Source organism: Streptomyces sp. NPDC001530 (assembly GCF_042894545.1).
Classification (GTDB): domain Bacteria; phylum Actinomycetota; class Actinomycetes; order Streptomycetales; family Streptomycetaceae; genus Streptomyces.
Genome location: NZ_JBIAVS010000003.1, coordinates 153,736 through 173,213 on the forward strand (window position 1 = coordinate 153,736; position 19,478 = coordinate 173,213).

Below are 19,478 nucleotides of genomic sequence, written 5' to 3' on the forward strand. Positions count from 1 at the left end.
GTCCAGGGAATTTCCGCGATCTCCCTTCGAGTGAGCGGACGAACCCCCCACATACCGGGGACGCTTTTCCGAAGCGGCGTCCCCGCAACAGCTCCCGCCGCCAGGGGTCGGGCGGCGGGAGCTGTTTCTCTTTCACCGGCAGGCCAGCGAGAGAGGTACCGCATTGAGTGCCACAACGCGCTACGAACTGACCGCACCGGTGCGCCGGGCCCTCACCTCCGGCCATCTCGCGCACATGGTGACCCTCAACCCGGACGGCAGCCCGCAGGTGGCCTGCGTCTGGATGGGACTCGACGAGGAGGACCGGGTCGTCTCCGGCCACCTCTACGAGCAGCAGAAGATCCGCAATCTGCGCCGCGATCCGCGCGTCGCCTTCTCGATGGCGCCGGGCGCGAAGAGCCCCGACGGCATGGAGTACCACTTCGTGGTGCACGGCACCGCGGAGGTCCTGGAGGGCGGCGCCGTCGCGCTGCTCGGCCGGATCGCCGAGCCGTACCTGGACGCCGGAGCGTCCTGGCCCGCGGCCCGCTTCAGGGGCGCCACGGGCTTCGTCGTACGCATCACGATCGACCGGGTGACCGGCTTCGGTCGCTGGGACTAGGCACGCCGGCGTCCCGCACGCCCGCACAGAGCAAAGCCGCATAGAGCAAAGCCCGTACGGCGCACGGCCCGCGGTCGCCCGGACCGGCAGTGAAGACGCCCTGCCGGTCCGGATGCCACGGGCCCTCAGGCGGCCTGCGGAGAGCGCGCCGCCGCCCAGATCTCGCTCTGCACCGAGTGGCTGTCGAAGCTGTCCTCGACGGCGAGCAGCTCCGAGTACGGGGCCTCGCCGTTGACGATCCGGCCGAGCAGCCGGAAGTAGTCGAAGCGGTCGACGCCCGGCGTGATGGTGATCAGCAGCTCCGCCTCGGAGCCCGGCACCGCGGCGAAGGCGTGCGGCATGAACGGCGGTACGACCACCAGGTCGCCGCGGCCCGCCTCGACGACCTTGTCGTCGTTGAGCAACTGCACGGCACCGGCGACGACATAGAACAGCTCCGACGAACGGGCGTGGTAGTGCGGCGCGGAGCCGTCGGCCCCCGCGGCGAGCAGCACCCGGTGGCAGCTGAGCGCGCCCGCGGTGCTCGCCGCGTCGGTGAGCAGGAACGCCGCGCCGGTGGCGTGGCTGATGGTCTCGGCCTCAGCACCCCGTACGAGTACGGGTTCATGGCGGAATGCAGACATCCTTTTACCCTCCCGATAATTCCGGTGACTGCCGTTGTATCCACAACGCATATTCCTGTCCACGGAACTTGACGCAGTGCGGGGTCGACACCCGGACAATTCACTTGGTGGGTACGGGATTTCGAAACCATTGGCCGAGTCTTGATAGGACGGCTGCGTCGCACTTTCTTCCGAAGGGGAATCATGAGACCGCAAATGAACCGCAGAAGCCTCCTCGGCGCCGGTGTCGCCCTGGGGGCGGGCGCCGCCACCGCCACCGTCGTGGCGAGCCCCGCCAGGGCGCAGGCCACCGACGGCGCGGACGCCATCGTCGACACCGTCGTCGTCGGCGCGGGCCTCGCGGGGCTGACCGCGGCCCGCAAGCTGGTCGCCGCCGGCAAGAAGGTGCTGGTGCTGGAGGCCCGCGACCGGGTCGGTGGCCGGGTCCACGACGTAGGCCTCGCGGGCGGCGGAACCATCGAGCGCGGCGGCCAGTTCACCGGCCCCACCCAGACCCGGCTCCAGGCGCTGGCCGACGAACTCGGCGTCAAGACGTTCACCGGCTACAACACCGGCGAGAGCATCTACTACACCGCCGACGGCACCGCGATCCGCTACAGCGGCGCGCTGCCGCCCATGGACAACGACTCCTACCAGGCGCTCGGCCAGGCCATCTACCAGCTCGACACGCTCGCCTCGACCATCCCCGTGGACGCGCCCTGGACGGCGCCCAAGGCCGAGGAGCTCGACGGGCAGACCTTCGCGAGCTGGATCGAGGCCAATGTCACCAACGCCAACGCGAAGACGATCCTGCACCTGATGTCCAACGGTGCGCTCTCCGCCGAGTCCCGCGACATCTCCCTGCTCTGGATCCTGAACTACATCGCGGTCTCCGGGAACGAGACCAACCCGGGCAACCTCACACGGCTGATCAGCACCCTGGGCGGCGCCCGCGACTCGCGCTTCGTCGGCGGCCCCTACCAGATCGCCACGAAGATGGCCGCGGCGCTCGGCAGCAAGGTCGTGCTCAAGGCCCCGGTCCGGCGGATCGTGCAGTCCGGCAGCTCGGCCCTCGTGGTCGCCGACGGCCTCGTGGTGTCGGCGAGTTCGGTCGTCGTCGCCCTTCCGCCCACCCTGGCCGGACGCATCGTCTACAGCCCCGCGCTGCCCGCGACCCGCGACCAGCTCACCCAGCGCTTCCCGCTCTCCTCCATCGGCAAGGCGATCGCCATCTACGACAAGCCGTTCTGGCGGGACGCGGGCCTCAACGGCCAGGTGGCGGCCCTGACCGGCACCACGCGCAGCACCTTCGACAACTCCCCGCCCGACGGCTCGTACGGTGCCCTCCTCGCCTTCCTCGACGGTGACCAGATGCGCGCGGTCGAGGACAAGAGCGACGCCACCGTCAAGCAGCTGATCCTCGACGACCTGGCCCGCTACTTCGGCTCCCGGGCGGCCACACCCACCGAGTTCGTGCTGGGGCGCTGGGACGCCGAGGAGTACTCGCGCGGCGGCGCCCCCGGCTTCACACCGCCCGGCGTCCTCACCCGCTTCGGCGCGTCCATCAGGAAGACCGCCGGAGTCATCCACTGGGCGGGCGCCGAGACCGCGACCTTCTGGAACGGGCACATGGAGGGCGCCGTCCGCTCCGGCGAGCAGGCGGCCGCGGACATCCTCAAAGGGTGAGCCGACCCCACTCGAGAAGGGGTGAAACAGCCCCCTCGACGGCCGTACGGGCTCATCCCGGCCGACCGGGATGAGCCCGTGGCACGCGGCCACCGCGGGAGGTCCCCGGCGGGGCCGCTCCCGTGAACTCAGGGCTGGCGTTCCGTCAGCACTGGTTCACAGAGCGTGAAGTTTCTCCGTTCTCGCCGATTCCCAAGGCGGTGCGGGAGCTGACTTCTCCGCTGCCGCCCGCTCGGGAATGGGCAGTTGAACCAAGAGCGCCGGCTCGGGCCCGGGCAGCGGAAGGAGCCCGACCCCCGCCAGCGCCTGCTGATAGGCGCCCAGCGCCTCGGTCGAGCGTCCCTGGTGCTGCCAGAAGTCGCCGAGCCTGCGCCAGAGCTTCGACGTCTTCCTGGTCGGAGGGAGCCGGCCCAACTGCCGTACGGCCTCCTGTAACGCGGACTCGCCGCGGCCGCCCTCCCCGGTCGCGAAGAGGGCCTCGCCGAGGATGAACCGCGCCTCGACGGCCTCCGCCGTGTCCTGTGCGCCGAACAGGCCCAGCGCCCGCTCGGCGAGAGCCACCGCCTCCTCGGCGCGACCGCATCTCAACGTGGCCCAGGCGACGCCCGTTTCGGTGAGCGCCCGCTCCAGCGGGGTGCCGACTTCGGCGAGATCGTGCCGCGCCTCCTCGATGAGCTGCAGCGCCCGCGCGGGCTCCGGCGTGTTCGATTCGAGGAGCAGGATGCCATACGAGCCCTTGAGCATCGCCTGGTGGCGGACGTTGTCCGTCTCCGCCATGAACACCAGGGCCCGCTCCACGAGGGCCAGCGCCTCACTGGTCCGGCCGCGGGAGTGGGCGACCATGCCCGCGTTCCAGTACGCCGAGCCGCGCGTCGTGCGGGAACCCGTGGAGTCCGCGGTCTCGACCAGCCGGGCCGCCAGCATATGAGCCCGGGGCAGATTGCCGCGCAGCTGGTAGCAGCCCATCAGGGCGGTGCCGAGCTGCACATGGTCGTCGGTGCTCTCCAGCCCGAGATCGTCGAGGGTGCGGGTGGCCTTCTCGCCGATCTCGATGCTCATGTCCAGGTCACCGGCGGCGCGGTAGCAACGGCACAGCGCGATCGCCAGCTGGGCCCACTCGGCGGAGCCCGGTGTGGTGTCCGGCGAGTCGTAGAGGGCGTGCAGGAGGTGGAGGGCCGGCTCGGTGCGGCCCAGTCTTTCCATGGTCAGGGCCTGACCGAGCTTCGCCCTGCTCAGAGTCGGCGCGTCGAGCAGATGGGCCGACTCGAGGACTTCGTCGTAGGACCGCAGGGCCTCGCCGTACGCGCCGTTGCGCAGTGCGATGTCCGCGAACGCGAGCCTGAGCCGGAGCTCCTTGTCCCGGTGGTCGTCCCGTCCGGTCCGCAGATACTCCACGGAGCAGCCCACGCGATCGGCGAGCTCTTCGAGGATCGCGGGCGACGGCATCCTCTTGCCCGTCTCGATCAGGGACACATAACTGGCGGATATGTCTTCAGAGGTGAGGTCCTGTTGGTTCAGGCCGCGCCGTCGGCGTTGCTCTCGCAGGCGGCGGCCGATGCCGCTGGACGCGCTCAATGGCGGTTTCATGTTTCTCCAGGGGCTTACTGACATGCCCTTGCACAGCATGGGGGGTGGTTGCGGGCACGGTGCGACTTCTTGTTTACCGCCATTTGTCAGTGTGTCAATGCGGCTGCCGACTCATTGGCCGAAGTCTGTTCCTCTCCCTTTGCCGCCGCACCCACTCCGACGTGCGGTGGCGCAGCCGATCACCACACTGTGTCAGATTTGATTGACTGTCCGAGGGGCATGGACTTGACTACGAGAGTCAAATTGCCTCTGCGGAAGGGGCCGACCATGCCCGGGAGCTGACCGAGCACCGCCGCCCCTGACCGTGTCTGGAGGTGTCCCCGTGCCGACCGAACCCTGGCTGTCCCGTACTCCCGCGCCGGACGCCGCCGCCCGGCTGTTCTGCTTCCCGTACCCGGGCCTCGGCGCCTCGACCTACCGGCACTGGCCGGACCGCATCGGCGGCGCCGAACTCTGCCGTGTCCAGCCGCCGGGCAGGGAGGCGCGCCGGGGCGAGGAGCACTACGGCACGTACGAGGCGTTCGCCGCCCGGGCCGCCGACGCGCTGGCGCCCTGGCTCGACCGGCCCTTCGCCCTGCTCGGGCACAGCACCGGCGCACTGCAGGCCTTCGCCCTCACCGTGCGGCTGGCCCGGCGCCAACTGCCGTTACCCGCACGACTGTTCGTCTCCGCCCAGTTGGCGCCGCACCACGGCCCCTGGGGTCCGCTGCTGCGGATGACCGACGCGCAGCTCGTCACCGAGATCGGCAGGCTCACCCGGGTGATGGGCGGCGCGGAGTCGCTCGCCACCCTCACCGCGGGGCTGCGTGTCCTGCGGGCCGACGTCACCGCCGCCCAGCGCTACAGCGTGCAGCTCCCGGTGCCGCTGCCCGTCGCTGTGCACGCGATCGGCTGGCGCGACGACGACCAGGTGGCGCCGGAGCGGATGGCGGGCTGGGCGGCCTGCTCGGCGCAGGGAACCTTCCGCCGCGTCACCCTTCCCGGCGGGCACCACGCCTTCCTCGACGCACCTCCGCCGCTGCTGGCCGAACTCGCCCAGGTGATCGGCGAGTTCACCGGTGACAGTGACCAGCATCACATCGACGAACTGTCGCAGCGGCGCACCGTCGCCCGTCCTGAAGTCACCCATCGTTCCCGGGCAGCCGGGGCCTGATTCCTGGAGTAGTCATGCACGTTCTCGTCGCCGGCGGGACCGGCGTCATCGGTCGGCAGCTGGTGCCGCTGCTGCGCTCGGCGGGCCACGATGTGGTCGTACTGTCCCGTCCCGGACGCAGCGCGACGGCCGCCGACCGGCTCGGCGCGAAGGTCGTCGAGGCGGACGCCCTGGACCGCGCGGCCGTCGCCAAGGCGCTGCGCTCCGCCGCCCCGGAGGCGGTCGTCAACATGCTCACGGCCATCCCGGCCGAGATCAACCCGCGCCGCCTGGCCAAGGACTTCGAGCTGACCAACCGGCTGCGCACGGAGGGCACCCGCAACCTCCTCGATGCCGCCCGCGACATCGGCGTACGACGCGTCGTCTCCCAGGGACTCGCCTACGCGTACGACCCGAGCGGCACGGGCGCGGCCGACGAGGAGGCGCCGCTGTGGAAGAACCCGCCGAAGCAGTTCGTGCCGGTGCTGGGCGCCCTGCGTGACCTGGAGCGACAGACGCTGCTCGCCGAAGGCGCCGTACTGCGCCTCGGGCACCTCTACGGGCCGGGCACGATCTACGCCCACGACGGCTCGTTCGTGCAGCAGGTGCGGGCGGGCAAGGTCCCGCTCGTCGGCGGCGGTACCGCGACCTTCTCGTTCACCCACACCCGGGACGCCGCCGCCGCGGTCGTCGCGGCGCTCAAGTCCGACTACAGCGGCGTACTGAACGTGGTGGACGACGAGCCCGCGCCGATGAACGTCTGGCTGCCCGAACTCGCCGACATCCTCGGCGCGCGCAAGCCCAAGGGCGCCCCCGCCGCACTCGCGCGGATGGCGGTCGGCGGCTGGGGCGTGGCCTTCATGACCCAGCTGCGCGGCGCGGACAACGGCCGCGCCAAACTGCAGCTCGACTGGAGCCCGCGCTACCCGACCTGGCGCACCGGGTTCACCGCCGAGCTGCGCAACACGGCCTCGCCCGCTGCGGCTTGAGAGGCTCGGCGGCTTGAGCTCTACGGCGGTTTGCGTCAACGGCGTGAGCTGTACGGCTGTTTGAGCTCAACGGCGTGAGTCCTACGGCGATTTGAGCCGGTGGTGGCGTGAGCCCCACAGCAGCGGTGCGCCCAGGGGCCGCTTGAGGGCCCGACCCGACGGCGGTCGGGTACAGGCCCTGAGGACGGCGGCGGTGCGTCTCACGCGACACCGAGACGCACCGCGCCGTCCAGCCGGATGACCTCACCGTTGAGCATCGGGTTCTCCACGACATGGGCGACCAGCGAGGCGAACTCGTCGGGCACGCCCATGCGCCGGGGGTGCGGCGTCTGCGCCACCAGCGAGGCGCGCATGTCGTCCCGCAGGCCCGCGACCATCGGGGTCTCGAACAGCCCCGGCGCCACGGTCACCACACGGATGGCGTGCTTGGCCAGGTCGCGTGCGAGCGGCAGCGTCATGCCGGTGACGCCCGCCTTGGACGCCGCGTAGGCCGCCTGTCCCGCCATGCCGTCGAAGGCCGCGATGGACGCCGTGCACACCACGACACCCCGGTCGCCGTCCTGCGGCTCGTTGCCGGCCATCGCCTCGGCTGCCATCCGTACGACGTTGAAGGTGCCGAGCAGGTTGACGCGGACGACCTCCTCGAACTCGGCGGCCGGCAGCGGACCCCCACGGCCCAGGACCCGGCCCGTCCGGGCGGACCCCGCGCAGTTGACCGCGATACCCAGGCGGCCCCTGCGCACCGCCTCGGCGACGGCGGCCTCGACGTCCTCCTCGCGGGAGACGTCGCCCTGCACGAAGCCGATGTCGTGGCCGAGTTCGGCCGCCGCCTTCGCGCCCCGCTCGGCGGAGCGGCCGGTCAGCACGACCTGGGCTCCCGCGGCCAGCAGCCGCCGGGCCAGGGCGAGCCCCAGGCCCGAGGTGCCGCCCGTGATGAGGGCGACGTTCCCTTCGATGTTCATGACTCCTCGTCTCTTCCGGTACGTGTCGTCTCTGCTGGTACGTGTCTCAGTGCCGCTGGATGTGCCGCTGGATGCGCCGTCGGACGCGCCGTTGGATGTCAGTGCCCTTGGAACGCGGCGGGCCTGCGCTCGACGAACGCCGCGATGCCCTCGGCCGCGTCCGCCGTGCGCGCGGTGGCCCGCAGCGTGGTCGACTCGTCCTCCAAGTGCTCGGCCAGCGCCCGCCGCGACGCCGCGCGCAACAGCCGTGCGCTCTCGCCGAAGGCGCGTGTGGGCCCCGCGGCGAGCTGTTCGGCGACCTGCCGGGCCCGCTCGGCGAGCCGCCCGGCCGGTACGACCTCGGTGCACAGCCCCCACTCGACGGCCTCCTCGGCCTCCAGTACATGGCCGAGCAGCGTCATCCGCTGGGCCCGGCGCAGCCCGATCAGATGGGGGAGCTGGTGGCTGGTGGCGGCGTCGGGAGTGAGCCCGAGCGCCGCGTACGCCGACCGGAAGGTGGCGCCCTCCTCGGTGAGCAGCACGTCGGCGAGGCAGGCGAGCCCGAGGCCGGCGCCCGCCACATGGCCGCCGGCCGCCACCACGAGGGGGGCGTCGTTCGCGACCAGCCGGGCGAGCGCCGCGTGCAGATGGCTGGTCACCTCCAGCAGGTGACCGGGGATGTCGTGCTGTGCGCGGAAGCTCTTCAGGTCGCCGCCGACGCAGAAGTGCGCGCCCGCGCCGGAGAGCAGTACGCACCGGGCGTGGGCCACCGGCTCCAGGTGCACCGCGTCCAGCAGTTCGCGGGCGAGCGTCAGATCGATGGCGTTCCGCCGGCCGGGGCGGTCGAGGAGGATGTGGGCCACCCCGCTGTCCCAGGTGACCCGGATCGTGCTGAACTCCCGGCTCCCGACCGGGAGTTCAGCGGCAGTGGTGGTGACCGTCATCTCAGGCGCCCAGCAGGAAGTCGTCTTCCGCGGCCCAGCGCACGACCGTACCGCCGTGGCTCATGCCGGCCCCGAAGGAGACGAGGACGACGTTGTCGCCCGGCTTGACGCGGCCCGCGTCGATCGCGTCGCGCAGGGCCAGCGGGACACCCGCGCCCGAGGTGTTGCCGTACCGCTCGACCGTCGTGAACGTACGGTCCCAGGGCAGCCCGACCTTCTCCATCAGGGCTTCGATCATGTGGTAGTTGGCCTGGTGGAAGATGATCAGGTCGATGTCCTCGACCGTCATCCCCTCGGCCTTGACCAGCTGCTCGACGAAGCCGGGGATGTGCTCCAGGGCGAAGTCACGGACCGAACGGCCGTGCATGTACGAGTAGTTGTTGCCGAACGCCGACGGCTTGGGGGTGCCGTCCGCCCAGGTCCGCTCCTCGCGCTTCACATACGCCGTGTGGTACGAGCTGGGGTCGCTGGCCAGCAGCGCCGAGCCGACGCCCGTGCCGGGAGCGGTCGGCTCCAGCAGATAGCAGGCGGCGCCGTCGCCGAAGATGACACCCACCGTACGGTCCTCGGGGTCGAAGAGCTTGGTGTTGACGTCGGCGAGCACGACCGCGACCCGGCGGTAGTCGCCGGACTTCACGAACTTGGCGCCGACGTCGAGGGCGAAGACCCCGCCCGGGCAGCCGCCGCTGTTCACGTCGAAGCCGGGCACTCCCTGGATGCCGGCCTTGCGCATGATGCCCACGGCCGCGGCCGGGATCATGTGGTCCGGCGTGTAGGTGCCGCAGATGACCAGGTCGAGCGAGTCCGGGCTGACCCCGGCGCGCTCGCAGGCGTCGAGGAGGGCGGCGGCACCGAGGTCGGAGGTCCACTCGTCCGGGGCGGACCAGCGTCGTTCCTTGATGCCGATGAACTTGCTGATCCATTCGTCGGTGGTGTCGAGCAGCTGCTCCAGCTCGGCGTTGGTGACCACCCGGTCCGGGATGCGGCCGCCGACGGCCTTGATACCGACGCCGTGCGAGGTCTTCTTGCTGAGTTCCATCGGACGCGACTCCTGTCGTGAGTTTCCTGGGCGGGACGGTGAGGGGCCGGGGGCGGCTCGCGTGGAGCCGCCACCCCTGCCCTGCGGAACGGCCGGGGCCTTCTGGGCGTCGGCCTTCCGGCCCGTCCTTTTGGGAATCGGTCCGGATTTCCTTGCCGCATAAATAGAGTGGCGTATCCGGAGGTTGTCGGTAATGCACTTCCGGACTGCTCGGCCGGGGTACCCGAATGGGTAGGGTGCGCACCCCTCGCGGGAAAATGAGAATGGCGTGCCGCGGGTGCGACACGCCATTCGGAAATCGTACGGACTATACGTACTATGCGGGCTGTGCGGCTCTGATCAGCCCTTCTTGGAGGGCCAGCGCGACCGCCAGTGTCCGGTTGGGTGAATTGAGTTTCGCCAGCAGGTTGGTGACATGACGTTTTATACCGTGCTCGGAAATACCAAGACGTCGGGCTATCTGCTTGTTGCTCAAACCTTCGGCCAGCAGATGAAGTACCTCTCCTTCCCGGGGCGTGAGAGAAATTCTGCGTGCGGGGCGCCGCACCTGGCGCGACATGAGCGTGCGGGCCATTCCCGGCGGTAGTGGAATATCCCCGGAGTGCACCCTGTCCAGCGCTTCACGCAGCTTCTCGACGGTCACGTCCGCCTGCATCAGAAATCCGTCGGCGGCGAGCAGGGTGGCTTCGTCGACGGCGTCCGGGTCCGGCCCTTCCAGCAGCAACAGTGTCTTGGCACCGTGCTGGACGGCTCCCCGCACCAGAGCGGGGGTGTCCGGTCCTGCGCCCAGACAGAGCACGATGTCGGGCCGCTGCGCGGGCAGCAGCGCGAGCGCCTCCGCCGCCTTGCCGCAGGCCCACACCGACCCCATGGCGGGGATGCTCTTCAGCATGGAGCGGACGCCGTGACTGAGCAGTTCGTTGTCGAGTACGACGAGCGCGGTGACCCCGGGGGAGCTCAACGTGCCACCCCCGCGAAGGCCTTGGCCACCGTGGCGACCCGCCGGCCCAGATGCCGGGCGGTCTCCGCGTCGGCCTTGGTGACGGCCTCCGGGCCCTGGTCGGTGTTGGCCTGGGCACCGGCGCCGAGCGTGATGCCGAGCCGGTTGAGATCGTGCTCGGAGCCGGTCGAGGAGCACCAGCCCGGCGTCAGGTCCAGGTTGATCCAGTGCATGCCGTGCTGGGAGGCGAGGATGGAGAAGTACTGCAGGGTGTGCAGCTTGTCTCCGTTCATCGCGCCCGCCACGGTGAAGCCCGAGGCGAGCTTGTCCTTCCAGGCCCGCGCCGCCCACCGCTTCGACGTCGACTCGGCGAAGACGTGGAAGGCGGCGGACGCGGTGCCCATGTAGGTGGGGGCGCCGAAGACGATCGCGTCGGCGGAGTCGAGCGCGGCCCACTCCTCCTCGGTGATGGTGTCCACCGCGATCAGCACGGCGTCGGCACCCGCGTCGGCCACGCCGTCGCGCACCGCCTCGGCGAGGACCGTGGTGTGCCCGAATCCGGAGTGGTAGGCGATGGCGACCGTGGTACCCATGTGCGTTCTCCAATGAGAGGTCAGTCCGGGGCGACGGGGGTGAACGCGACGGCGAGTTCGGCACGCAGCCGGTCCAGGTCCCGCGCGTGGCCGTGCGCCGCCACATGTCCGTCCGGTCGGATCAGGTGGTAGCCCGCCCGCCGGCAGCCGGTGGACGGTGCGGCCCGCTCCGTGCGCAGCCGCACCACCCTCAACCGCGGGTGGCCGTCGGCGAATTGCTCCGCCGCCGCGAGTACGTCAGGTCCGGTGACCGCCAACGTCCAGGCGTTCGGGTCCACTTCGGGGCCGACGATCCCGTACGACACGGCGAGCGGCCGCGGGAAGACGGCACCGGGCTTCAGAGCGCGCGGACCGCAGCCGCGCCGGCCCGAGGGCACCTGGCTCTCCCGCTCCGGCCGGTAGGCCAGCCGGCGCCCCGCCATGACGGGCGCGTACAGCCGGGACACCAGGCCGGTTCGGTCGAGCAGCCGGAACGCGGCGTCCCGGGCCAGCACCTTGAGTCTGCTCCCGGCCATCCACGCCCGGGTCTGCAGATCCGTGTCCCGGACGATGCGGCGGGTCGCCTCGGCACGCTCGGGGCCGTAGCTCAGGAGCAGTTCGGCCGGAGAGGTGCCGTGCACGACCGCGGCCAGTTTCCAGGCGAGGTTGTGCGCGTCCTGCAGGCCGTTGTTCATGCCCTGCCCGCCGGCCGGGCTGTGCACATGGGCCGCGTCGCCCATCAGGAACACCCGCCCACGCTGGAAGTCCGTGGCGTGCCGGGCGTGCACCCGGAAGACGGTCTGCCACACCGGCTCGGTGATCCGCACCCCGTGCGGGCCCCGCTCGTCCAGGATCCGCTGCATCATCGCGACGGTGACCTCGCCGCCGGCCTTCGGCATCACCGACAGGAACCGGAAGACACCGTCCGGCATCGGCACGATCACCAGCGTGCCCGACGGAGCCTGGTAGTACAGCACTTGGTCCGTCGGCAGCTCGCCCTCGATCCGCGTGTCGATCAGCGCGAACGCCATCTCGTACGTACTGCCCTGGAAGCCGATGCCGAGCTGGCCGCGGACCGAACTGCCCGCCCCGTCCGCGCCGACCACCCACGGCACATGCGTGCGCTCCAGGGTGCCGTCCGGGTGCTCCAGCAGGGCGGTCACCCCGTCCGTGGCGTCTATCCGCCCGGAGAAGTCCACGCCGTCCAGGCACAGCAGGCGTACGCCCCGCTCCACCTTGCCGCCCAGCTCGTGCAGCCGGGCGGTGAGCAGCCCCTCGGTCACGGGCTGCGGGAGGGTGCGCGAGGCCAGGTCCTCGGCGAAGCCGAAGGTGGCCAGGGGGCGGCCGTCGGAGAAGTAGGAGAAGGCGTTGATCCGGTTCGAGGAGCGCCTCAACTCCTCGCCGATTCCCAGGTCTTCGAGGATGTCCATGGCACGCGGCCACAGCGACAGCGCCTTCGGTACGGTCATGGGCTCCTCGGCCCGGTCGACGATCCGCACCCGTACGCCGCGCCGGAGCAGTTCGCAGGCGGCCAGCAGGCCGGTGGGGCCGCCGCCGACGACGAGGACGTCGACGTCGGCCCGCACCGGGGTGAGCGGGTTCGCGTCCGCCCCCGGAGTCGGCGCGTTCCCCTCCGCTCCGGACGACAGCGCGCTCACGTCTGCTCCTGGAGCCGGCGGGCGAGCTCGATCCGCTGCACCTTCATCGTGGCGGTGCGCGGCAGTTCGCTCAGCGGCAGCTGCACCGGGGCGGCGAGCTGCGGATAGTCCGCGGCGGCCGCGCGCCAGCGCTCGGGGTCAAGCGGCACGTCCTTGCGGGTGCTCACCACCGGCACCGGCTCCTGGGCGGGGCCGGGCACGAGGACCAGCTCGGTCAGCTCCGGCAGCTTCGCCAGGACCGCGTCCTCCACCTCAAGGGTGCTGTGGACGCCCGGGATGTGGTCGACCTCGCGGTCCAGCAGGTGCAGACAGCCCCACTTGGTGCGGTAGCCGATGTCCATCCCGCGCCACCAGCTGCCGTGCACCTGCTTCTCGAAGCGCTCCTTCTCCCCGTAGTACGTCACCGCACGGCCCGGGGTGTACACGTCGATGTACCCGGGGTTGGCCTTCGACGGACGCTTGCCCCCGCGGCCCACCAGCCGGAACTTGGTGATGCCCGGCATGGCGTAGCCCAGGCAACGGCCGTTGGCCTTGTGGGCGTTCTTGCGCGTGTAGCCGCGGCCGACCAGCGGCCCGCACTCGCTCTGCCCGTAGATCTGGAAGAAGAACGCGCCGCGCCGCTCGGAGGCCTTCAGGAGCCGGTCCATGGTGCCCGGGTGGATCGCGTCGAACGTACTGCTGAAGTACTTGACGTTGGCGAACGGCCTGCGCGGGTCGTCGGCGATCTCCTCCCACTCCAGGAAGGAGTTGGGGTGGGTCTCCAGGAATCCCGGCTTGGTCCGCGCGAACAGCTCCGCGGTCTTCTCCGGATCCCCGTCCTCCATGATCACCAGCGGGAAGGCGCGCGGCAGCAGCACCGCCATCGCCAGGAACATCCGCGAGTGCACGAAGGACACGTGTACGGCGACGGTCTCCTTCTTGCGGATCAGCGCGGCGAGGCGGTTCTGCGGACGGAACCGGCCGCGCAGCGTGCGCGCCGAGTGCACGACGAGCTTCGGCAGCCCCGTGGTGCCCGACGTGTGGGTCATCAGGGCGGGCCGGTCGGGGTCGTTGAACACCGGCTTCCGCCGGGGCGCGCCGGCAAGGTCGGTCAACGAGACCGTCCCCGCGCGCTGCCCGGCGGCCAGCACCACCCGCTCGGTGAGCTCGGCCAGCGGCGCGTCCGCGAGCGAGCCGTCGAGCTTCGCCGTGTCGGTCACCAGATACGGCCGCTTCAGCCGGCCAAGGAGCGCGGCGACACTGTCCCCGGGCAATGCGGGAGACAGCATCACGGGCACGGCACCGATGCGGGAGGCCCCGCTGGCCAGGATGTAGATGTCGAAGTTGGAGGTCTTGTGGATGGCGACATGGGCGCCGGGCCGGACGCCGGCGGCCCACAGCCGGGCCGCCATGTCGTCCACGTGGTCGGCGAGCCGGGCCACGGTCAACTCCCGGCCCGTACCGGGAAGGACGTCCAGGTCGTGGTCGAGCGTCAGCGGTGTGCCGGCGTTCTTGGCCGCCGCATGCTCGGCGACCACGCCGAGATACAGCCCACTGCGCCGTACAGGAATCCGGGGCATTGCGTGTCTCTCCTCGATTGCCTCGATTGCCGGGCGGACTGCCCCGCGACTACTGGGCGGACTTCGGTGCGACGGCAGCCGTCGCGAAACGCTCCCGCAGGAACTCCGCGTCCGCGGGCTGGATGGTGAGCTTGAAGGCGTCCCGCAGGGTCTCGACGACCTCGTCCGCGGTCAGCTCGACGTGCTCCAGACGGCCGTCCGGGTACTGCGTGGTCAGCACCTGGTTCTTCAGGACGAGCCGCGTCTTGTCGTCACCGCGCTGCGCGATCAGATGGCTGAGTCCGCCCGGCGGCATGAACACCGACCGCGGGTCCGCGTACGAGAAGTGGTTCACCATGTCGAAGTCGAGGAAGTAGTGCGGCTCCAACTGCCAGGCGTACACGTCGAACCAGCCGTCCGAGTGCAGGCTCTGCAGCACCCAGTCGTCCCCGTCGCGCTGCAGCCGCCAGGTCCAGTCGCCGACGGTCACGGTGCCGTCGTGCCTGAACGGCAGGGGCTCCAGCGGGCTCTCGTCGCCGAAGCCGGGGTCGGCGAACCAGAGTTCGCCCTCCACCTCCACCAGCAGGACGGCATGCGAGCGGGTACGGATGGTCTGGGTGCCGCGGCGCACGCGCGCGAGGTGGCGCACCAGCGGAAAGCCGAGCCGGTCGAGCGCCGCCGCGAACAGCAGGTTGCTCTCCAGGCAGCAGCCGCCCTGGCCGCGGCCCACGATCTTCTCCTGCACGCTCTCGATGTCGAGCGCGATGCGCCGGCCCACGGCCGAGTCCACGATCTCCCAGCTGATGGCGTCGGCGTGCGCGCGGTGCAGCCGGCGCAGGGTCTCCAGGGTGGGGGTGCGCGGCCCGTCGTATCCGATACGGGCCAAGTAGGCGTCGAGATCGAGCAGTTCCGTCTGCCACTCGGGGTCGGAACCGGGCGGCATGGGAAGGACGCTGCGAGCCATCGGGCAAACCTCTCTTCAAAGCACGGGAAGGCATCGGTGAGCTCCACTGGGAGCTTTGGACGCGTTGTCGGCCGACGACGCACTGGCGAGTGTGCGCGGGCCCCAAGGGAGCGGGGAGGACGGTCGGCGCAGTCCGTCAGATGGCCGGGAAGTCAGTCAGGTCGGCCCTGCGCGCGGGCATGTGGCGACCTGGTTAGGTGGATCCCATGACTGCGATCCGACTGCTGCTCGTCGACGACGACCCCCTGGTGAGAGCCGGCCTGTCCTTCATGATGGGCGGGGCCGACGACATCGAGATCGTCGGCGAGGCCGCCGACGGCAGCGAGGTCGAGACACTCGTCGACCGCACCCGACCGGACGTCGTCCTGATGGACATCCGGATGCCGACGGTCGACGGACTCACGGCCACGGAGCGGCTACGCGGCCGCAAGGAGGCCCCCCAGGTCGTGGTCCTGACCACCTTTCACGCCGACGAGCAGGTACTACGGGCGCTGCGCGCGGGGGCGGCCGGGTTCGTCCTGAAAGACACCCCGCCCGCGGAGATCCTGGACGCGGTACGGCGTGTGGCGGCCGGCGATCCCGTGCTGTCGCCCACCGTCACCCGCCAGTTGATGGAGCACGCGGCGGGCGGCGCGCCCGACACCCGCCGGACGACCGCCCGCGACCGGGTCGCCGTCCTCAACGACCGCGAACGGGAGGTAGCCGTCGCCGTCGGACAAGGCAGGTCGAACGCCGAGATCGCCGCCGAGCTGTTCATGAGCGTCGCCACCGTCAAGACCCACGTCTCGCGCATCCTTGCCAAGCTCGACCTCAACAACCGCGTACAGATCGCCCTGTTGACGTACGACGCCGGGCTTTTGGAGGAGGACGGGCACTGATCGGGGGCCGTGCACGTTGTTCGGGGCAACGGAGGGGGAACCGTGATCGATCTGGGGGAGTACGGGGCGCGGTTCACCAGGGACCCGTATCCGGTGTACGCGGCGCTGCGGGAGCGGGGTCCCGTGCACTGGGTGCGGACGCCGCCACCGAACGCGTACGAGGGCTGGCTCGTCGTCGGGTACGAGGAGGCGCGGGCCGCGCTCGCCGACCCGAGGCTGTCCAAGGACAGCACCAAGCAGGGGATGAGCTCGCTCGACGACGAGCTGATGGGCCGGTATCTGCTGATCACCGACCCGCCCGAGCACACCCGGCTGCGCTCGCTCGTCGCGGGCGCGTTCACCATGCGACGGGTGGCGGAGCTGCGCCCGCGCGTCCAGCGGATCACCGACGATCTGCTGGACGCGATGCTGCCCAAGGGGCGCGCCGACCTCGTGGACTCCTTCGCCTATCCGCTGCCCCTCACGGTCATCTGCGAGCTCCTCGGCGTCCCGGACATCGACCGCGTGGCGTTCCGCGCCCTGTCGAACGAGATCGTGGCGCCGTCCGACCCAGGCGCCGAGCTCACCGCCATGGAGCAACTGGCGGCGTACCTGGACGAGTTGATCGAGAACAAGCGCTGCACGGCACCGGCCGACGACCTGCTCAGCGCCCTCATCCGCACGCGCGCGCAGGACGGCGACCGCCTCTCGCGCGACGAGCTGCGCGCGATGGCGTTCATCCTGCTGGTCGCGGGCCACGAGACGACGGTCAACCTGATCACGAACGGGGTGCGCAGCCTGCTTACCCACCCGGACCAACTCGCCGCGCTGCGGGCCGACATGACCCTGCTCGACGGCGCGGTGGAGGAGGTCCTGCGCTTCGAGGGGCCGGTGGAGACGGCGACGTACCGCTACGCGGCCGAGCCGATGGAGATCGGCGACAGGTCCATAGCGGTGGGCGACCCGGTGATGATCGGCCTCGACGCGGCCGATCGCGACGCGGCGTACTGCCCGGACCCGCACCGCTTCGACATCCACCGCGCCCCGCAGGGCCATCTCGCCTTCGGGCACGGCGTCCACTACTGCCTGGGCGCGCCCCTGGCCCGCCTCGAAGCCCGGATCGCGCTGCGCTCCCTGCTGGACCGATGCCCGGACCTCGCACTCGACGGTCCCCCTGGAGACTGGCTCCCCGGCATGCTGATGCGCGGCCTGCGCCACCTGCCGGTGCGTTGGTGAGCCGCCCCAGACCCCGCTCCTGAAATGCCGGAGGGGCTGAGATTTTCAGCCCGTCCGGCGATTGAGGACGAGCGCGGAGCGCGATACGGGGGGTCTGGGGCGGAGCCCCCCAGGTACGGGAAGGGTAGGGGCGGAGGGGGAAGAAAACCTCACCTGCGTCGCGAGGGACCGGGATCAGTCCCGCCCGCCCGGGATTTCCGCGAGGCGCACCGGGCGTCGCTCCTGCCGCGACACCGTGCAGGCCTCGGCGATGCGCAGCGCCCGCAGCGCCTCGCGCCCGTCGCACGGATTGGCACGTTCGCCGCGCACGACCTCGACGAACGCGGCGAGCTCGGCCTCGTACGCGTGCCCGAAGCGTTCCAGAAAACCGGTCCACGGCTTGTCGGCGGGCGGCGGCCCGGCCGGTTCGGTGGAGGCGATCGGCGTCCGGTCGTCAAGGCCGACGGCGATCTGGTCCCGTTCGCCGGCGAGCTCCATGCGGACGTCGTAGCCCGCACCGTTCAGCCGGGTCGCCGTCGCCGTCGCGAGCGTGCCGTCGTCGAGGGTGAGCACGGCCGCGGCGGTGTCGATGTCACCCGCCTCGCGGAACATCGCGGGCCCGGCGTCCGACCCGGTCGCGTACACCTCGACGACCTCACGGCCCGTGACCCAGCGCAGCATGTCGAAGTCGTGGATCAGGCAGTCCCGGTAGAGCCCGCCAGAGAGCGGGAGATAGTCGGCCGGGGGCGGCGACTGGTCGGACGTCATCGCCCGGACCGTGTGCAGCCGGCCGAGCCGCCCCGACCGCACCGCCTCGCGGGCGGCCGTGTAGCCCACGTCGAAGCGGCGCTGGAAGCCCAGCTGCAGAATCGTTCCGGCCGCGTCGACCTCGGCCAGCGCGGCCAGCGTGCCCGGCAGGTCGAGGGCGATGGGCTTCTCGCAGAAGACGGGGAGTCCGGAGCGTGCTGCCCGACCGATCAGTTCGGCGTGGGCCGAGGTCGCCGCCGTGATGACCACCGCGTCCACGCCCCAGGTGAAGATCTCGTCCACGCTGGGCGCCGCCGTCGCACCCAGCCGGTCCGCCAGCCGATGGGCCCGCGCGGTGTCCGCGTCCGTGACGATGAGGGAGCCGCCCACCTCACGGTGACGGCTGAGAGTGGTCGCGTGGAATGTGCCGATACGACCCGCTCCGATGAGTCCGATGCGCATGGGAACAGTGTGGGCGAACCCGGCACCGTGTCAATGGTTTGTCCGGACAATCGAACTTCACAACTTCCCGTCAACATCTCCCGGAGCTACGCTCGGGCCGTGCCGAAACCAGATGTGGATCCGACCGTGTCGCTCCAGCTCAGCGTCGACCGCAGCAGCCCGGTCCCGCTCTACTTCCAGCTGTCCCAACAGCTGGAGGCCGCCATCGAGCACGGGACGCTGACCCCGGGCAGCCTGCTCGGCAACGAGATCGAGCTCGCCGGCCGGCTCGGCCTGTCCCGGCCCACGGTCCGCCAGGCCATCCAGTCCCTCGTCGACAAGGGCCTGCTCGTACGGCGCCGCGGCGTGGGCACTCAGGTCGTGCACAGCCAGGTCAAGCGCCCGCTGGAGCTCAGCAGCCTCTACGACGACCTGGAATCGGCGGGCCAGCGCCCGGCGACCCAGGTGCTCGTCAACACCGTTGTACCGGCGTCCGCCGAAGTCGCGGCCGCTCTGGGCGTGGCCGAGGGCAGCGACGTACACCGTGTGGAGCGGCTGCGCCTCGCGCACGGGGAGCCGATGGCGTACCTGTGCAACTATCTGCCCCCCGACCTGCTGGAACTGGACAGCGCGCAGATGGAGGCCACCGGGCTGTACCGGCTGATGCGTGCGGCGGGCATCACCCTGCACAGCGCCCGGCAGTCCGTCGGCGCCCGCGCGGCCACCGAGGAGGAGGGCGAGCGACTCGGCGAGCCGTCCGGCGCGCCCCTGCTCACCATGCAGCGCACGACCTTCGACGACACGGGCCGCGCCGTCGAGTTCGGCACCCACATCTACCGGGCCTCGCGCTACTCCTTCGAGTTCCAGCTCCTTGTACGGCCGTGACGGCTTCGTAAACCGTGGGCTCCTCGTACGGCTCGGACGGTTTCGTCATCCGTGTCTTCCTCGTACGGCCGTGACGGCTCCGCGAGCTGCCGGATCCTCGTTCGGCCCGACGGCTCCGTGATCCAGCCCCTCGTACGGCC

At 70.9% G+C, this 19,478-nt stretch carries 18 protein-coding genes; 7 read left to right on the forward strand and 11 right to left on the reverse strand.

Going from position 1 to position 19,478, the window contains the following annotated elements:
- The first annotated feature begins 163 nt into the window (after positions 1–163).
- Positions 164–601 (forward strand): TIGR03618 family F420-dependent PPOX class oxidoreductase, encoded by a 438-nt coding sequence (locus ACFY0T_RS06265; protein ID WP_388865104.1) that lies wholly within the window; start codon positions 164–166, stop codon positions 599–601.
- A gap of 125 nt (positions 602–726) precedes the next feature.
- On the opposite strand, the gene ACFY0T_RS06270 is transcribed toward ACFY0T_RS06265, so the two are convergent.
- Positions 727–1,224: a cupin domain-containing protein gene (locus ACFY0T_RS06270; RefSeq protein ID WP_388865106.1), complete on the reverse strand. Its 498-nt coding sequence runs from the start codon at positions 1,222–1,224 to the stop codon at positions 727–729.
- A gap of 195 nt (positions 1,225–1,419) precedes the next feature.
- On the opposite strand from ACFY0T_RS06270, the gene ACFY0T_RS06275 reads away from it, so the two are divergent.
- Positions 1,420–2,889, forward strand: a complete 1,470-nt coding sequence (locus ACFY0T_RS06275; RefSeq protein ID WP_388865108.1) for a flavin monoamine oxidase family protein — start codon at positions 1,420–1,422, stop codon at positions 2,887–2,889.
- 156 nt (positions 2,890–3,045) lie between these two features.
- Here the strand turns inward: ACFY0T_RS06275 and ACFY0T_RS06280 are convergent, their stop codons facing one another.
- Complete coding sequence (locus ACFY0T_RS06280) at positions 3,046–4,476, reverse strand: helix-turn-helix domain-containing protein (protein ID WP_388865110.1); 1,431 nt, start codon at positions 4,474–4,476, stop codon at positions 3,046–3,048.
- A 322-nt stretch (positions 4,477–4,798) separates the two neighbouring features.
- Between ACFY0T_RS06280 and ACFY0T_RS06285 the strand changes: the two genes are divergently transcribed.
- Complete coding sequence (locus tag ACFY0T_RS06285) at positions 4,799–5,629, forward strand: thioesterase II family protein (RefSeq protein WP_388865112.1); 831 nt, start codon at positions 4,799–4,801, stop codon at positions 5,627–5,629.
- 14 nt (positions 5,630–5,643) lie between these two features.
- Positions 5,644–6,597 (forward strand): NAD-dependent epimerase/dehydratase family protein, encoded by a 954-nt coding sequence (locus ACFY0T_RS06290; protein WP_388865113.1) that lies wholly within the window; start codon positions 5,644–5,646, stop codon positions 6,595–6,597.
- 200 nt (positions 6,598–6,797) lie between these two features.
- Here ACFY0T_RS06290 and ACFY0T_RS06295 read toward each other — a convergent pair whose 3' ends face one another.
- The 8 genes from ACFY0T_RS06295 to ACFY0T_RS06330 all read right to left on the reverse strand — a co-directional run bounded on the left by ACFY0T_RS06295 (position 6,798) and on the right by ACFY0T_RS06330 (position 15,172).
- Positions 6,798–7,559, reverse strand: coding sequence for an SDR family NAD(P)-dependent oxidoreductase (locus ACFY0T_RS06295; protein ID WP_388865115.1), 762 nt, complete (start codon positions 7,557–7,559; stop codon positions 6,798–6,800).
- A 98-nt stretch (positions 7,560–7,657) separates the two neighbouring features.
- The gene (locus ACFY0T_RS06300) at positions 7,658–8,482 is read right to left on the reverse strand and encodes an enoyl-CoA hydratase/isomerase family protein (RefSeq protein WP_388865117.1); all 825 of its coding nucleotides are present in this window, start codon (positions 8,480–8,482) and stop codon (positions 7,658–7,660) included.
- A 1-nt stretch (position 8,483) separates the two neighbouring features.
- Positions 8,484–9,521 carry a 3-oxoacyl-ACP synthase III family protein gene (locus ACFY0T_RS06305; RefSeq protein WP_388865118.1) on the reverse strand — a complete coding sequence of 346 codons (1,038 nt, stop codon included), beginning with the start codon at positions 9,519–9,521 and terminating at the stop codon, positions 8,484–8,486.
- A 316-nt stretch (positions 9,522–9,837) separates the two neighbouring features.
- Positions 9,838–10,482 carry a response regulator transcription factor gene (locus tag ACFY0T_RS06310; RefSeq protein ID WP_388865120.1) on the reverse strand — a complete coding sequence of 215 codons (645 nt, stop codon included), beginning with the start codon at positions 10,480–10,482 and terminating at the stop codon, positions 9,838–9,840.
- The gene (locus ACFY0T_RS06315) at positions 10,479–11,054 is read right to left on the reverse strand and encodes a flavodoxin family protein (protein ID WP_388865122.1); all 576 of its coding nucleotides are present in this window, start codon (positions 11,052–11,054) and stop codon (positions 10,479–10,481) included. The genes ACFY0T_RS06310 and ACFY0T_RS06315 overlap by 4 nt, the downstream gene beginning before the upstream one ends.
- Positions 11,055–11,074: 20 nt before the next feature.
- Entirely contained in the window at positions 11,075–12,691 is a 1,617-nt protein-coding gene (locus ACFY0T_RS06320) for an FAD-dependent monooxygenase (protein WP_388865123.1), read from the reverse strand.
- Positions 12,688–14,250, reverse strand: a complete 1,563-nt coding sequence (locus ACFY0T_RS06325) for a class I adenylate-forming enzyme family protein (RefSeq protein ID WP_388865125.1) — start codon at positions 14,248–14,250, stop codon at positions 12,688–12,690. Before ACFY0T_RS06325 ends, ACFY0T_RS06320 begins: the two co-directional genes overlap by 4 nt.
- A 49-nt stretch (positions 14,251–14,299) precedes the next feature.
- Complete coding sequence (locus tag ACFY0T_RS06330; RefSeq protein WP_388865127.1) at positions 14,300–15,172, reverse strand: arylamine N-acetyltransferase; 873 nt, start codon at positions 15,170–15,172, stop codon at positions 14,300–14,302.
- A gap of 227 nt (positions 15,173–15,399) precedes the next feature.
- On the opposite strand from ACFY0T_RS06330, the gene ACFY0T_RS06335 reads away from it, so the two are divergent.
- Both ACFY0T_RS06335 and ACFY0T_RS06340 read left to right on the forward strand, forming a co-directional pair.
- Positions 15,400–16,071, forward strand: coding sequence for a response regulator (locus ACFY0T_RS06335; RefSeq protein ID WP_388865128.1), 672 nt, complete (start codon positions 15,400–15,402; stop codon positions 16,069–16,071).
- A gap of 42 nt (positions 16,072–16,113) precedes the next feature.
- On the forward strand, positions 16,114–17,286 hold the full coding sequence (locus tag ACFY0T_RS06340) for a cytochrome P450 (RefSeq protein ID WP_388865130.1): 1,173 nt from the start codon (positions 16,114–16,116) through the stop codon (positions 17,284–17,286).
- A gap of 174 nt (positions 17,287–17,460) precedes the next feature.
- On the opposite strand, the gene ACFY0T_RS06345 is transcribed toward ACFY0T_RS06340, so the two are convergent.
- The gene (locus tag ACFY0T_RS06345) at positions 17,461–18,474 is read right to left on the reverse strand and encodes a Gfo/Idh/MocA family oxidoreductase (protein WP_388865132.1); all 1,014 of its coding nucleotides are present in this window, start codon (positions 18,472–18,474) and stop codon (positions 17,461–17,463) included.
- A gap of 126 nt (positions 18,475–18,600) precedes the next feature.
- Here ACFY0T_RS06345 and ACFY0T_RS06350 point away from each other — a divergent pair, with 126 nt between their 5' ends.
- The gene (locus tag ACFY0T_RS06350; protein WP_388865669.1) at positions 18,601–19,338 is read left to right on the forward strand and encodes a GntR family transcriptional regulator; all 738 of its coding nucleotides are present in this window, start codon (positions 18,601–18,603) and stop codon (positions 19,336–19,338) included.
- Positions 19,339–19,478: the final 140 nt, after the last annotated feature.

Excerpts from the sequence above, each read along its gene's own strand:
- ACFY0T_RS06270 (WP_388865106.1), bottom strand. The coding sequence starts at position 1,224 with ATGTCTGCATTCCGCCATGAACCCGTACTCGTACGGGGTGCTGAGGCC.
- ACFY0T_RS06275 (WP_388865108.1), top strand. The coding sequence starts at position 1,420 with ATGAACCGCAGAAGCCTCCTCGGCGCCGGTGTCGCCCTGGGGGCGGGC.
- ACFY0T_RS06280 (WP_388865110.1), bottom strand. The coding sequence starts at position 4,476 with ATGAAACCGCCATTGAGCGCGTCCAGCGGCATCGGCCGCCGCCTGCGA.
- ACFY0T_RS06290 (WP_388865113.1), top strand. The coding sequence starts at position 5,644 with ATGCACGTTCTCGTCGCCGGCGGGACCGGCGTCATCGGTCGGCAGCTG.
- ACFY0T_RS06295 (WP_388865115.1), bottom strand. The coding sequence starts at position 7,559 with ATGAACATCGAAGGGAACGTCGCCCTCATCACGGGCGGCACCTCGGGC.
- ACFY0T_RS06300 (WP_388865117.1), bottom strand. The coding sequence starts at position 8,482 with ATGACGGTCACCACCACTGCCGCTGAACTCCCGGTCGGGAGCCGGGAG.
- ACFY0T_RS06305 (WP_388865118.1), bottom strand. The coding sequence starts at position 9,521 with ATGGAACTCAGCAAGAAGACCTCGCACGGCGTCGGTATCAAGGCCGTC.
- ACFY0T_RS06315 (WP_388865122.1), bottom strand. The coding sequence starts at position 11,054 with ATGGGTACCACGGTCGCCATCGCCTACCACTCCGGATTCGGGCACACC.
- ACFY0T_RS06325 (WP_388865125.1), bottom strand. The coding sequence starts at position 14,250 with ATGCCCCGGATTCCTGTACGGCGCAGTGGGCTGTATCTCGGCGTGGTC.
- ACFY0T_RS06330 (WP_388865127.1), bottom strand. The coding sequence starts at position 15,172 with ATGCCGCCCGGTTCCGACCCCGAGTGGCAGACGGAACTGCTCGATCTC.
- ACFY0T_RS06335 (WP_388865128.1), top strand. The coding sequence starts at position 15,400 with ATGACTGCGATCCGACTGCTGCTCGTCGACGACGACCCCCTGGTGAGA.
- ACFY0T_RS06345 (WP_388865132.1), bottom strand. The coding sequence starts at position 18,474 with ATGCGCATCGGACTCATCGGAGCGGGTCGTATCGGCACATTCCACGCG.